This window comes from Verrucomicrobiia bacterium (genome assembly GCA_035489575.1).
Lineage (GTDB): Bacteria > Patescibacteriota > Saccharimonadia > Saccharimonadales > JAGQNK01 > DATHJY01.
Genome location: DATHJY010000011.1, coordinates 97,630 through 111,398, shown reverse-complemented (window position 1 = coordinate 111,398; position 13,769 = coordinate 97,630). Strand labels below are relative to the sequence as shown.

12 protein-coding genes are annotated in these 13,769 nt (G+C 51.2%); 3 read left to right on the top strand and 9 right to left on the bottom strand.

The window, feature by feature from the left end:
• Position 1 precedes the first annotated feature (1 nt).
• The 7 genes from VK694_05060 to hisS all read right to left on the bottom strand — a co-directional run bounded on the left by VK694_05060 (position 2) and on the right by hisS (position 8,749).
• A complete protein-coding gene (locus VK694_05060; protein HTE58087.1) occupies positions 2–3,586 on the bottom strand; it encodes a DNA-directed RNA polymerase subunit beta in 3,585 nt (1,194 codons plus the stop codon).
• 367 nt (positions 3,587–3,953) lie between these two features.
• A complete protein-coding gene (locus VK694_05055) occupies positions 3,954–4,667 on the bottom strand; it encodes a hypothetical protein (GenBank protein ID HTE58086.1) in 714 nt (237 codons plus the stop codon).
• Positions 4,668–4,741: 74 nt separating this feature from the next.
• Complete coding sequence (locus VK694_05050; protein ID HTE58085.1) at positions 4,742–5,332, bottom strand: ATP-dependent Clp protease proteolytic subunit; 591 nt, start codon at positions 5,330–5,332, stop codon at positions 4,742–4,744.
• Between the two features lie 59 nt (positions 5,333–5,391).
• On the bottom strand, positions 5,392–5,646 hold the full coding sequence (locus VK694_05045; GenBank protein HTE58084.1) for a hypothetical protein: 255 nt from the start codon (positions 5,644–5,646) through the stop codon (positions 5,392–5,394).
• 11 nt (positions 5,647–5,657) lie between these two features.
• Complete coding sequence (gene tig / locus VK694_05040) at positions 5,658–6,941, bottom strand: trigger factor (protein HTE58083.1); 1,284 nt, start codon at positions 6,939–6,941, stop codon at positions 5,658–5,660.
• Positions 6,942–6,982: 41 nt separating this feature from the next.
• Positions 6,983–7,435 (bottom strand): hypothetical protein, encoded by a 453-nt coding sequence (locus VK694_05035; protein HTE58082.1) that lies wholly within the window; start codon positions 7,433–7,435, stop codon positions 6,983–6,985.
• Complete coding sequence (gene hisS, locus VK694_05030) at positions 7,436–8,749, bottom strand: histidine--tRNA ligase (GenBank protein HTE58081.1); 1,314 nt, start codon at positions 8,747–8,749, stop codon at positions 7,436–7,438.
• Positions 8,750–9,085: 336 nt separating this feature from the next.
• Between hisS and VK694_05025 the strand changes: the two genes are divergently transcribed.
• The gene (locus tag VK694_05025) at positions 9,086–9,292 is read left to right on the top strand and encodes a DUF397 domain-containing protein (protein HTE58080.1); all 207 of its coding nucleotides are present in this window, start codon (positions 9,086–9,088) and stop codon (positions 9,290–9,292) included.
• Positions 9,293–9,476: 184 nt separating this feature from the next.
• Here the strand turns inward: VK694_05025 and VK694_05020 are convergent, their stop codons facing one another.
• A complete protein-coding gene (locus VK694_05020) occupies positions 9,477–9,797 on the bottom strand; it encodes a helix-turn-helix domain-containing protein (GenBank protein HTE58079.1) in 321 nt (106 codons plus the stop codon).
• Positions 9,798–9,928: 131 nt separating this feature from the next.
• Between VK694_05020 and VK694_05015 the strand changes: the two genes are divergently transcribed.
• Positions 9,929–10,744: a hypothetical protein gene (locus VK694_05015; protein HTE58078.1), complete on the top strand. Its 816-nt coding sequence runs from the start codon at positions 9,929–9,931 to the stop codon at positions 10,742–10,744.
• Between the two features lie 206 nt (positions 10,745–10,950).
• Here the strand turns inward: VK694_05015 and VK694_05010 are convergent, their stop codons facing one another.
• Complete coding sequence (locus tag VK694_05010) at positions 10,951–12,696, bottom strand: glycoside hydrolase family 3 N-terminal domain-containing protein (protein HTE58077.1); 1,746 nt, start codon at positions 12,694–12,696, stop codon at positions 10,951–10,953.
• A gap of 98 nt (positions 12,697–12,794) precedes the next feature.
• Here VK694_05010 and VK694_05005 point away from each other — a divergent pair, with 98 nt between their 5' ends.
• Entirely contained in the window at positions 12,795–13,724 is a 930-nt protein-coding gene (locus tag VK694_05005; GenBank protein ID HTE58076.1) for a hypothetical protein, read from the top strand.
• Positions 13,725–13,769 lie beyond the last annotated feature (45 nt).

Below are 13,769 nucleotides of genomic sequence, written 5' to 3'. Positions count from 1 at the left end.
GTTAAGCCTCCTTCTCTTTATCGTCGGTATCGTCTGTTCCAATCATGGCGGTATCGTCGTCATCGTTCGCAGAATCATCTGCGGTAATGACTGTTGTGGCAGGAATATCGTCTTCTAATTCCATGACGACAAATTCGTCGGCGGAGACATCTTGTGTGACATCAACATCGGAAATGCTTGGTGCGGGGACTTCTACCTGAGGCAGATTGCTGGCTTCGTCCTTGATGTTCTCGGCCAGTACGTCCTCGGCGTCGATGACCTTGCTACTGCTCATCAGGTCGACCTTGAGGCCTAGGCCCTGGAGTTCTTTCACGAGTACGTTAAAGCTTTCGGGAACTTTTGGACCGACAATCTCGGTACCCTTGATGATGGATTCGTAGGCTTTGGAGCGTCCGTAGACATCGTCTGACTTGATAGTCAGCATTTCTTGAAGAGTGTGGGATGCGCCGTAAGCTTCGAGGGCCCAGACTTCCATCTCTCCAAATCGCTGTCCACCGTTTTGTGCCTTACCACCAAGCGGCTGCTGCGTAACCATGGTGTATGGTCCGGTGCTGCGGGCGTGGATCTTGTCTGAAATCATGTGGTTGAGCTTGATCATGTACATAGAGCCAACAGTAGTGCGCTCTTTGTAGGCGTCACCGGTGCGGCCGTCGAACAAACGTTGTTTGCCATCTTCGGGTAGGCCAGCTTCTGTCAAAAGCTCGTGAATCTTAGAAGTTGGCACGCCGTTAAATGAGGGGCTGGCAACTTTCATGCCCAAGGCACGGGCGGCCATACCTAGATGAGTCTCGAATAACTGACCAACGTTCATACGTGATGGTACGCCGAGGGGATTCAGGATGATGTCTACAGGAGTACCGTCTTCCATGAAGGGCATGTCTTCTACGGGTAGGATACGAGCGATAACACCCTTGTTACCATGACGTCCACCAAGCTTGTCGCCAACAGAAATCTTGCGCATCTGGGCCACAAAGACCTGGATTTGCATGATGACACCGGCTTTTAACTCATGGCCGTTAGCGCGAGAGAAGACTTTTACGCCTACAACCTTACCGTGCTTGCCGTTTGGCATACGCTGTGAGGTGTCGCGGACTTCCTTGGCTTTTTCACCAAAGATGGCGCGCAGCAGACGCTCTTCAGAACTGAGTTCTTGCTCGCCCTTTGGAGTAATCTTGCCAACCAGGATGTCACCAGGATGGACTTCTGCTCCAATGCGGACAATGCCGTCTTCGTCCAGATGACGCAGGGCGTCTTCTGAAACGTTTGGAATATCGCGGGTAACAATTTCTGGACCGAGCTTGGTCTCGCGGACTTCTACCATGAAGTCAACAATATGGACTGAAGTAAGAGTGTCGTCCTCGACCAATTTGCGGCTGAGGATAATAGCGTCTTCGAAGTTGTAACCATTCCAGGGCATGAAGGCTACAACGAGGTCTTTACCAAGGGCGAGTTCGCCGTCGGCAATTGACATGCCTTCGATGATAGGATCACCAGCCTTTAATTTGTCGCCGGTGTTCACCACAACCTTTTGGTTGATAGAGCTACCTTCGTTGGAACGAACAAAGTGCAGCGGGTTATAGGTAACGGTCTGGTCTTTGTACTTCACAATGACTTCGTCGCCGTAGGCCTTGACGACCTCGCCGTCAGATTCGGCGGCAATCAACTGACCACTGTTATGAGCGGCTGTTGACTCTAGGCCGGTACCGACAATTGGGGCCTGTGGCGTCACTAGTGGCACTGCTTGGCGCTGCTGGTTACTACCCATGAGCGAACGGTACACATAGTTCTTTTCGATGAAAGGAATCAGGCCGGCGCTGGAACCAATGATCTGCTTGCGTGAAGCATCCATGTGGGTAACGTCGTCTGAGTCAACTTCTCCAGCCTTTAGGCGTGCCCGGGCAGAAATACGGTCGTTCACAAAGTAACCGTCGGCATCGACTTCTTCGCCGGCGCTGGCAATAACTGCTTGCTCTTCTTCGGAAGCGTCCAAGTAGAGAACCTTGTCGGTAACCTTAGATTTAACCGGCCATGTTATTTGACCTTTGACAGTAGCGAGCTTCTTGGCTGCTTCGGCAGTGATTTTGTCGCCTTTTTTGACAACCACTTTGCCATCGACATCTAGGTTGATGGCGGCGATGTAACCGACGGCATCTTTGGCTGTAAGGGCGTTGATGACCTTGCGGTAAGGTGTTTCGATGAAACCGTATTCATTAATACGTGCGTAAGTAGCCAGGTTGAGTACCAAACCAATGTTGGCGCCTTCTGGAGTTTCTACGGCACAGATACGACCATAGTGAGTAGCATGGGCGTCGCGGACTTCAAAGCCAGCACGTTCACGGCTGAGGCCACCAGGACCCATAGAACTCAGGCGGCGCTTGTGGGCCAGCTCTGAAAGCGGATTGATCTGGTCCATGAACTGTGACAGCTGAGAACTGGCAAAGAACTCACGAACGGCAGCCACAATAGGACGAGCGTTAATGAGTTGGGCGGGCGTGACGGTTTCGATTTCGCTCATACTCATACGGTCTTTGGTGTTACGCTCCATGCGCAGCAGACCGATACGGAATTGACGTTGAACCAGTTCGCCTACCAATTTAACGCGGCGATTGGCCAAGCTGTCGATATCGTCAGCTGGTTCCTGCGAGTTATTGAGGCGAATAATCTCGGCAATGATGGCCACTAGGTCTTCGATGCGCATCACGCGATTTTCGGTGGTATTAGCAATATCTAGGTTCAGGCGCTTGTTGATTTTGTAGCGACCTACGCGGGAGAAGTCGAATCGCTTGAAGTTGTAGAACATGTTCTCTAGCAAGCTGCGGGCGTTGTCTACGGTTGCCAGGTCGCCAGGACGCAGACGACGGTAGACCTCGATGAGGGCGTCGTTGTTGCCGCGAGCTGGGTCTTTGTCGATGGTGACATCGATGTAGTTCAGCTTGCCTTGGTCAACGTGTTTGAAGGCGTCTTTGATCTGCGCTTCGCTCATACCCAGAGCACGCAGGAGGGTGGTAACGGCAATCTTGCGCTTGCGGTCGATCTTGACGTAGAGAGCACCAGATGCAGCGGTTTCGAACTCTAGCCAAGCACCACGGCCAGGAATAACCTTTGCGCCGTACAGATTGTGCGTACCGTGTGGATCGGCAGTAAAGAAAACACCGGCTGAGCGAATCAGCTGGCTTACGACAACGCGCTCGGCGCCATTAATGACAAAAGTACCACGAGCAGTCATCCATGGGTAGTCACCCAGGTAGATCTCTTGGTCTTTGATTTCGCCAGTGACTTTGTTGGTCAGCTCGACGGTAGCTTTCAGGGGTGCCTCGTACGAAACGTTGTTTTCGCGAGCTTCCAGCTCGGACGTTTTGGGGTCTTCAAAACGGTAATCTTTGAACCGCAAAGAAAGTTTGGTGCCTGTGTAGTCGTCTATAGGGCTGATCTCGGCCAACAGTTCGCCAAGTCCTTCGTCTATAAACCACTGGAATGATCGGTTTTGATGGTCGACAAGATTCGGCATGTCGAGTACATCGTCAGTTTTGGTAAAAAACGTTCGCTTCTTGAGCGCTGCCTTTGCGCTGAGTGAGCTTTTTGCCATACGCGTTGATACTCCCGCTGTTATAAATGATTTGGTACATATAGGAGTTTCCCACTTTCCGCATCGCCCCAGCTCACACCTGAGCACACAGAAGCTTCCATTCCTCGGTCAACGTAACAAAGTTATGCCTCCCTCGGAGATAAAAGCTCCTGATGTACTCAGGATGCAAGCTGGCAACGATGGGAAAGTGCGAAACTCCTATGCAAAAAACATCCAAGGATCCGGTCGGATGTTTTATGGTTTTGGTTTTTGAGGGGCCATGAAGATTACTACCTTGGGTATTTTTGGTGCATAGCACGCCCACGTACACTACTTCTTAGGATAAAAGTATGAGTTATAAGGATTCTAATGTCAAGATATTCGATGCTTATTTGACGTGCTGCATTGCAAAAGAGACGGCAGATTGCCCGTTGGGCCGATCAAGTAACCGGTCAAATACCTCGAGTTTAGAGTTTGCCTTGTACATGGTTAGGTGCGTAGGCATGGTGCCCTCGCCAAACATACCACGTTCTTCGGGCTTGGTGTGGGCAGTAAAGCCCCAGGCCGATGCTTCTTCCTGGAGGTCATATTCTTCGCCCATGATCCAGACAGACATAGGTTGGAGGTGTTGTTTATTCTTGAGCCTACCTTTGATGCTGAGTGCGGCTAACGCTTCGCGCAGGCCCGGCCGGCCATCTCCGTTGTCTACTAGCTCGCGTTGCCAGTGGTAACGGCCTTCGATATACCGAGGCAGATAGAGCTTGGCAAGCCGTTCGGCACTGTTTTGGGGTTGGGGTCGATCGCTAGAGGCGTTGTCGGCCGTATAGCTGAAACCGACAAGGTCATCGTGCTTGTCGAAAGCTGCCACTACCATGGCCCTGGCATAGCTACCCCGAAGATCTGAGGTGTTAGGATTATCCCAGGAATCTTGAGTGGTATGACTAACGAACATTTCGACGTGACCCGTAGGTCGACCCCGAAGCGTGCGACTATAGTAGTCATGGCGCAACTGCACAACCTCATCCCATCGTTCCTTTGATAGAGCTGAAGGATCCATACGCTCGAAGTGGAGATCATCTACGCCACGTGCTGACTCAACCATATCGGTAGCCTTGTTTACTATGTCTAGGATAGCATTTTAGGGATGCTTTAGGGTGTGAGATATTTCGAAAATAGTTACGACTTGGAAGTAGTCTGGATCACTTTGTCTACTAGGCCGTACTTTTTGGCCTCTTCGGCGTTCAGCCACTTGTCGCGCTCCATGTCTTCATGGATTCTTTCTGGTTTTTGGCCGGTGTTCCTGGCCATGATTTGTTCAAGCAGCTTCTTTACACGCAGAGACTCGCGTAGGTCGATCTCTTGGTCGGTTACTTTTCCGCGGGTGCCACTAGAGGGTTGGTGGATCATGACAGTGGCATGCGGCAGAATAAAGCGCTTGCCCTTGGCACCGGAACTCAGCAGGAAAGCTGCCGCGCTGGCCTGGACACCAATGCCAAAGGTCTGTACGTCGGCTTTTACGAATTGCATGGTGTCGTAGATGGCCAGTGCGTCATAGACGCTGCCGCCCGGACTGTTTATATAAAAGTAGATGTCTTTTTTGGAATCTTCGTTGTCCAAGAAAAGCAGCTGCGCGGTTATCAGGTTGGCGGTGTGCGAATTGACGTCTTCACCCAAAAAGATAATGCGATCTTTGAGCAGCCGAGAATATATGTCATAGGCGCGCTCCATGCGGCCTTCTTGTTCGATAACGGTCGGGACTAAGGGCATAAAACTTTCTCCTTATGTACCACTATATTACCGAAACTAGCACTCTCAAGTCAAGAGTGCTAGTTGTCTTGTCTCTTGCTGTTTCGGTATTCTCGGAATCGGTAGCGACCAGTGGCAACGGCCACAGTAGCTGCTATGACTATAGATGCAGCACCAAACCAAAAAGTAAATTCTTGAGCACCATCTTCGATAGTTTCTGGGTTGTCTGAAACTTCAATCAGCACCATACCTCCCACTGCCAACGCTCCGTCAATATACTCAACCACTGTTACGAACCGCTCGGTTTCTTCGGGGTCTGGTCCGCTCTCTTTCATGGGCCCCTAACTTATGCGGTGTAGGCGACGAGTTTGCTGACGGTCTTCTCGGTAAGGATACGAGAGGCGATGTCCCGACGAGTTTCGGGCTTTTCTAGCTCTGCCTGCATGGCTTCGTCTTTGTACTGGCCTTTTAGGACCTGCATGCGGATCTCGAGTTCTTCGGGTGTAACGTCTAGCTTTTCTTTTTCGGCAATTTCAGCCAGAACCAAACTGGCTTTTACGCGGTCATGAGCTTGTGGTTTGAGTACATCGGATTTGTATGTCTCTTCGGTTTTGCCTTCTGCTGCCAGGAATTCCTGGATGGTCTGGCCTCGGTACACGAGGTTCTGCTGCACCTCCTGCATGAGGCGTTCGATTTGGTCGGCTATTAGAACGTCGGGGATGGCTACTGCGCTTTTGTCGCTGATCTCTTTGATGAGGAGTGACTCAAAATTCCGATCGGCTTCCCGCTGTCGTTCGATGGCAAGCTGCTTTTTGATATCAGCTTTGAGCTCGGCGAGGGTCTTGAATGGTCCCACTTTAGCCGCAAAGGCGTCGTCTACTTTTGGCTCGACGACTTCTTGGACTTTGGTGACCGTTACGGTAAAGGTCACTTTGCGACCTTGTAGCATGGCCACGCCGTAGTCTTTAGGGAAAGTCAGGGTGAAGGTTTTTTCATCACCAGCCTTTAGGCCAATGAGCTCTGGCTCGAATCCTGGAATAAAAGTATTGCTGCCCAAGACGAGTGGATAATCTTTGCCGTCAGCACCATTGATAGATTCTTTGGTGTCGGCATCTACGCCGGTATAGTCGATCCATACTTGGTCGCTATCTTTGGCGGCTCGGCTGACGTCTTTTTTTTCAGCGGCGCGCATTTGCAGGCTTTTGATAACTTCTTTGACATCTGCATCGGTCAGCTTGACCTCTGGCTTGGTCTTTTTGATTTTGGTGTAGTCAGGCAGTGTAACGACGCCTACTACAGCTACAGTGGCTTCGAATTCGAGGGTGGTGAATGGCACGAATTTCTTGATAGAAATTTGAGGATTGTCTACGGGGCGCAGGTTTACTTCGCGGGCAGCAGCAACATAGAGTTGCTCGACTGCTTCTTCTAGGAATTGGGTTTGGAGCGCGTTTTGGTCAACACTCTTTTCTAGTAGATCGCCTGGGATTTTGCCGGCACGAAAGCCGGGTATTTTGGTGTTTTTTTGGAAATGAGTGAGGACATGTTCTTTTATGGGAGCGAGCTCTTTGGCGTCAGCTACAACAGCTAGAACGGCTTCTGTCTCTGATGGTTGAGTCTTTTTTACTTGCATAGTTTTTTATCCTAACAGATATGATTACGTTTTTCTACCCCTTATGTCGCCCGCGCAAGCAGCACGATACAACCCAACGCCCATATAACCTCTACCGGCCAGGCCTTGGGTGATTCGTTTTGAATGCGGGTATGAAATTGTCTGATGGTATATTTGCTGTCCTTGCTGGTGTCACCGCGGCGTATGCCACGGAGGTATCTGGCGATAGACATAAAATCTGGCGAGGCGGCAGCTAGAGCGGCAAGGCTGGGTACAAACCAGTTATCAGGTGTTCTTGCCATGAGAGCCAATACCAAAAGCCCGCAAAGCAAGGCGTCTACAGCAAGTTCGATTGCAAAGATTTTAGAATTGATGGGTACTCGCTCGTCGTCAGCATAGTGCGGAATACTATCGAGGACAAAGTGTGAAGCCACTGCCAGGGGCAACGCTATGACCGGACTGCTTACGGTCAACCCGATAAGGGCACCGGTCATGGCGTGATTGATTGCCCTCACTTACTTCTTTTTCTGGCGGTAATCTTTAACAATGCTGACAATTCGGGTGATGCCCCGGCGTTCGTCGGTGCCGGCTGACAGATTTTTTAGGACATACTGGTCATCTTCGAGTTCTTTTTCGCCAATAAACAAGGCGTAGTGAATGCCCTTTTTGACGGCAGTCTTGATTTGTTTGTCTGGTTTGCGTCCGGTGCTGTCGACGGCTACCTTGACGCCTGAATCGCGCAACTCCTTGAAGACTTTCTGGGACCGGCTGTAGACGTCACCTATCAGAATGACGTATAGATCTGTCTCTGGCTGAAGATTGGGCATGAGCTTGTGGCTCTCTAGAAAGTTTTGCAGGGTCACATCACCCAGGGCAAAACCGACAGCAGATACGGATTCTACGCCAAACAGGGTGACGAGCCCTTCGTACCGTCCGCCACCATACATAGACCGGTTATTGTCGGGGTGGTTGTCGAATACCTCGAACACTACATCGGTGTAGTAGTCGAAGCCGCGCATAAGCGTGGGGTCGAATTCTATGTTGGTAATGCCAGAGGCGTGTAGCATATCGAGGAGCTTGGTGAGTTCACCAATAGAGGGGTGGTCTTTGAGCTGGGCGGGTAGCTCGCCGAGGTTTTTGACCTGCAGGAATGCCAGCAGCATGTCGGTCTCGCCATTCTCACGCTGAGCTGGCTGGAATATGGCGTCGACGTTGCCGACGAATTCTGCATAGTCCATTTTGTGCATGCGGTCGATGAGCCGGCCCATGGTGACGGCCTGGGTTTGGCTGAGTTTGAGATAGTCCTGGAATAGGCTGTCCATGAGCTTGCGACTATTAATCTTGATGGTGTACATGTCGCGCTTGGCCTTGAAGGCTTGCATGATGGTGTCGGCTACCAGGATGATCTCGTGGTCGCCCTCGATACCGTTGACACCAAAGATATCAACGTTGGGCTGAAAAAACTCACGCATGCGGCCGCGCTGTGGGCGTTCGTACCGCCACAGATTGGGGATTGAGTACCAGCGGACCGGATATGCCAGTTCTTGGCGACGACCAGCTACCATACGGCTGACGCTGGGTGTCATTTCTGTGCGAATGGTCACCGCCCTGTCGCCACGGTCGGTGAAGCTATAGGTTTGTTCGTTGACGATTTCGTCGCTGGTCTTGCTGGCGTAGAGTTCTGTGGGCTCCAAAAATGGAGCGTCATATTCTTCGTATCCAAATTTCTCGACGACTCTACGAATCGTTTTGAACATGTACTTCTGGATGCGTTTGTCCTCGGGATAAAAATCCCGAGCACCTTTATAGGGTTGTGTAGATAAAGCCATTTCCAGTATTTTACCAGTCATCAGTATTTTCTCCTTATGATTTGCATATAAAAACGCCGGAGCGGATCCGGCGTTCTGAATGTTTTAAGACAAAGAGAAACTAACCGATGCGCTCCGGCAGAATATGCAGATGATGCTGGTTGGTCTGGATGTATCTCATACCGTTACATAATGTCATATTTTTCTGAAAAGACAAGCCATCTGTTTGTCGAAAATCTTGCATCGTCCCGCCCTCCAGCTTGGTAATCTAGTTTGCGTGCAGTCTTGACTGTGCATAAGGATCGTCCAGCCGGACGATACTTTTTTAGGTAAGAGAACCTTGAGAGAAGAGGACCCATGGATCAGCTGAACTGGCGGAAGAGCTCCTTCAGTGCCACGAAGGGCATGGACAACTGTGTCGAGATGGCGCAGACCGACAGCGGTGGCATCGCCGTGCGCAACTCGAACAACCCGGAGGGTGGGATGACCCACTTCACCCGTGACGAGATGCTGGCATTCCTCCAGGGAGCCAAGGCTGGCGAGTTCGACGACATGGTCGCCTAGGCCCTGATGCAGTCCGGCAGGGGTGTGTGCTAAAGGTTGGTCTGTAAAGACTGCACTTTATGACACCGCCCCTGCCCGCTGCACCCTCTCTATTTTTTCTCTTACCAACCCGTTCCACTGCTACGCGGTAGTGCTGACGAGTCTATCTGTCTTATCCGACAGACGTTAAAGACGAAAACGGGTGCTACAGATACTTTTTGGTGAATGATTCGATGGATTTCAGGAGCGGCAGGATTGCTCGGCCCTTGTCCGTAAGGGCGTAAGTTACCGACAGCTGGTCCATTGTTTGTCTTTCACGGGCAATCAGACCGTAGTCTTCTAGCTTTTTGAGCCGGTCGGCCAGTACGGTAGGACTGACGGGTCCCAGGCTGCGGTGTAGCTCGTTAAATCGCTGGGTTACATCGGCAAGCATGCTAATAATGCGTACCATCCAAATATCACCAAAGACTTTAATTCTTTGACTAAACTCATCTTTGTCGTGGGCGGTGGTGTGTAAAGAAACCATTTGATTCATCCATTTCGCAGTGCTACGATATGTGTAGTACTACTTAATTCGTAGTATTATTATACTTCTCGACTTGTCTATTTGCAACCTAACCATCTCTTGGGGATCCAAGAGGTTTCTTAAGGAGTGCCATGCCAGGTGAAACACTGCGAGTTATCAGTTCGAATACTTATAGGAATAGGGCGCTAAACAACCCGGCCAGCCTAGAGCAATTGCTGCCTGACGATGACACTCCGACTATAGTTGCATTCCAGGAAGTAGCGCATCGGCATGATCAGGCCGAGGCGCTCATTCGGCAGCGAGGGTATCAACCTATCCTGCTAGCGTCCCACGGGCTGGCGCTGGCCATGAGCCCGGATCTGGAGGTGCGAGACATGCAGACGTTGACCTACCAGGGTGGGCGAACTAGCAGAAAGTATGGCCTGCAAGTGGTAAGGACGGCCGTTGGTGACCATGAGGTATTACTGGGGAACGGTCACGTCCCGGTGTTTAGCTCGCCCCGCTGGCAGGCTGTTGCTCGCCAAGACGCTCTGGCTTTTGGCAGGCTGGCTATTGAGAATACGAATAGCGTCATTATTAGTACGGGTGACCGCAATTTTGTCCGGCAACGCCAGGCGCAACAGTATCGACAGCTTCAGAAAGCGTGGGGAGCGCAGGCTCTGCTGCCCGAGAATGAGCCCACTTATATAGTAGGTGCAGGCAAGCATAGGTGGATGGGCTGGCTGAGGCTTTTGTCTAACCTGCAGCTGGATGGCATCGATATCCGCATTCCTGACGACACAAAGCTTGTTAACGGTTCAGTCGACACAGAGCAGCAGTATGGGTACGAGATCGAGACCTTCTGTGTGGCTTCGGACCATCTGGCGGTACAGGCATTGTTGCAGTTCCCTGCTGCTACTTTGCCCACAGGGCCTGGTGATAAAGTAACTTCGCAAGAGCCAGGGTGAAGGGAGCGGAGATGGTACGGTGTGCAGCGAGCTGCATACATGGGGCTGTATTTTGACCACTGGCTCCAGGCACGCCAGTGGTTTGGCCGCTTGCCTCGCCCCGCACAGTACGTAGCGCGGTCTATGACGGGATCATTTTGTGGGAGTGCCAGGAACAAGGCCGGTGGGATTCCTGGAGACTACTATCCCCGCCAACGTCTCCGAGGCTAATATACGTTGGCTAGGTGGTGGCGCAGGGTTAGGACTTTTTGAGCACGCTCGTCGATCAGGCGACTGTCTAGGCGCCCGTTGTTCACGGCCTCTACGACGCCATTTATGAGAGCGCCGGCATCCACATTTGATGACGCGCTATTGTGGTCCAGCACATACAGCAAGAGATCATTCCCGGCAGTCAGAGCGGCCACGGCATTGTTGACAGGGTCTTTGTAGGCGGTATCGCCTGAATCTTGCAGCATAATCATGTCATCAGTGATAGTAATACCAGTAAAGCCAAGGTCGCGGCGTAGAATATCATGCCACTTTTTTGATAGCGTAGCTGGTGCTGTATCAACAGCCGAATAGCGCAAGTGACCGAACATCACCATGTCCGCCTGAGCGGCTATGCCTGCCTGGAATGGTGGGGCTACCCGCTTTTTCCAATCGTCATAGTTGGTAGGGGCGGTCGGAATGGTGCCGTGTGAGTCCTCGCTGGCTTCGCCATGACCTGGAAAGTGTTTGAGGGTGGCTAGCGTTTTGCCGCGTGACCCAACGACGGCCTGGATAACACGTACGCTGGCTGCCTGGGGCGTTGTGCCTAGGACACGATCGTACATAAAAGAATCTTTGTCGGCTGTCACATCGGCAACAATGCCAAAGTTGAGGTTTAGCCCGGCGTTCTTGAGTAGCTCTGAGCGTCCCGCAAAGGCACTACGCGTTGCGTCTGGATGCTGGTCACGCAGCGTCTGGGCACCTGGAAAGGTGTCGGACTGTAGTCGCTTGACCGTGTCGCCTTCTTGGTCGATTGCGGTGAATGGCGTGAGCTGTTTGTCGGTAACCAGGTCGCTTGTTTGTGCTCGCAGCACATCAGACGTGGAAGAAATGTTGTCTCCCATGAAAATGAGGCCACTCGGTTTGTGCGCAGACATATAGGCTGCCAAGGCGCTGGGGTCCGTGCCGCGGACATGAACAATAAACAAACTAGCCACTTTATCGCGTAGCGACATGGAAGACAGTACCTGCTTGATGTATGGTTGGGGTGATTCGGGGGGTATGAATGGATTGTTGTCTATGGCGGTTTGCCGGATTTTATCCCCCAGAACAGTCTTTTCGCCCAAGATGTATATATTGAGCGTTGCCTTGGTGCGAGCAAAAACTTCACGCCACCGCTGCCCGACCTTCAGGCCGGCCGAAGACTGGCCGTCGCTGGTGTAGCCATAGGCTTCGATCCCGAAGGATCGGCACAAATAGATAGCCCGGGGCAAGTGGGTCGATTCGGATATGAGAAGTGCTTTGTTAAGATCGAATATCTTTCTAGCCCGTTCGCATGTCTCGTAGGTGCTACGCCCCGCGTAGTCTGGCTGTATAAAGCTGGGATCTATAGCTTTCTCGCGGATTAGGTAATTACGCATGACTGTCGGCTCGTCATAATTTTTGTATCTGTTGTCCCCTGACACGATGACTTTGCGGATCTTTCCCGAGCCGAGCAGTGCGGCGGCTGTATCCAGCCGGTCCTGCAAGAGGAGCATTGGCTTACCGTCTACAATACCGCCTCCCAGCACCACGCCAACCGGCTTTTCGTTGCCAAAGATGTGCGATACCTGATCTTGGCTGGTCAGCACATACCGTCCATTCCGACCAGTCATAAGGTAATTGAGTACGATAGCGACAAGCCCCACCGCAACCAGGCAGGCCAAGCCAATGACCAGCTTTCGGTGAGTGACAACAAACTTGCGAGCTCTGTGGATGAATTTCACCCGCTCATCATAACAAATATGAATAAGGTCCCAGCAAATGTCTACGGACTTATATAGTATCCATAAGATAAAGGAGCCAGTATACTTAGTGGCAACCCATGAGCCAGCCATCTGCACTTGCCAAGGTACGTATTACTGAGGTTGCTATTATTGCAGCCATTCCTTCTTTTTCTTATTTGCTGCTGTGGTTTTACTATCAGCCTCAGTTCGAACACTACAATGTCCCGATAGGACTTTTCCGGCCAAACTCTATGCAGGCGTTGCTGTTTGGTGCCAGCATAGCCATCTTCTTTGTGCTTACTTATGTGATCGGGCAACTAGTAGCTAAGTTTATTCCAGGGAGGCATCCGTTACTGATCCGCCTTAGGCGGTTCGTGGGGATTATGTTTGTGCCTGAGTTTCTATTTGGCACTATTGCCCTGCTTGTTTCCAGTGGCGAGGTATCTCCCCTTCAGTATTTTCTGATCATACATCTACTGCTGGCTCCCATTATCATCTATCTGCTTATGGGTGACTTTATTCTGCCTCTCATTCGACACCGCAAACTCAAGGGACTGCGGGCAAAGTTTGGTCAGGAGTCCGACCTGGAAGTGTATCGGACACCTACTGCGTATTTTATAGATAAGGTCCGGGTTGTGCTGCCGGTATTGGCTATACTTATTATTGCGGTTGCATATGCTATGGGCACTCGTGCTACCCGGGGGTTACGGTCTTATATGATTATCAACTCCGATCCTCAGCAGATTGTCCTTATAAACTTTGGTGACAAAATGTTGACCGCTGAGGTAAGGCGACAAGACGAGACTCGCCGGATTGTGGATCGCATCGGTACGGGTGATAGCTACGCTGCTACCGAGATAACAACAAAGTATGTCTACCGTCCCCGGTTTAAGATAATAGATGTTAACGACCTGAATAAAGACACGTTTGCTTACTTGATCCTAGACGAAGGCCAGCTTGAAAGAGAAGATTTGGGTGACGATATCATTCGCTTCACCACGCGCGATCCTGTGCCTGCCGAAGACTAAGCTACGGTCAAAAAGCGCAGAACATATAAAAAGACCGACAATAGC

Coding starts and splice junctions, on each gene's coding strand:
- VK694_05060 (HTE58087.1), bottom strand. CDS start 3,586: ATGGCAAAAAGCTCACTCAGCGCAAAGGCAGCGCTCAAGAAGCGAACG.
- VK694_05055 (HTE58086.1), bottom strand. CDS start 4,667: ATGGTTGAGTCAGCACGTGGCGTAGATGATCTCCACTTCGAGCGTATG.
- VK694_05050 (HTE58085.1), bottom strand. CDS start 5,332: ATGCCCTTAGTCCCGACCGTTATCGAACAAGAAGGCCGCATGGAGCGC.
- VK694_05045 (HTE58084.1), bottom strand. CDS start 5,646: ATGAAAGAGAGCGGACCAGACCCCGAAGAAACCGAGCGGTTCGTAACA.
- tig (HTE58083.1), bottom strand. CDS start 6,941: ATGCAAGTAAAAAAGACTCAACCATCAGAGACAGAAGCCGTTCTAGCT.
- hisS (HTE58081.1), bottom strand. CDS start 8,749: ATGGCTTTATCTACACAACCCTATAAAGGTGCTCGGGATTTTTATCCC.
- VK694_05025 (HTE58080.1), top strand. CDS start 9,086: ATGGATCAGCTGAACTGGCGGAAGAGCTCCTTCAGTGCCACGAAGGGC.
- VK694_05020 (HTE58079.1), bottom strand. CDS start 9,797: ATGGTTTCTTTACACACCACCGCCCACGACAAAGATGAGTTTAGTCAA.
- VK694_05015 (HTE58078.1), top strand. CDS start 9,929: ATGCCAGGTGAAACACTGCGAGTTATCAGTTCGAATACTTATAGGAAT.
- VK694_05005 (HTE58076.1), top strand. CDS start 12,795: ATGAGCCAGCCATCTGCACTTGCCAAGGTACGTATTACTGAGGTTGCT.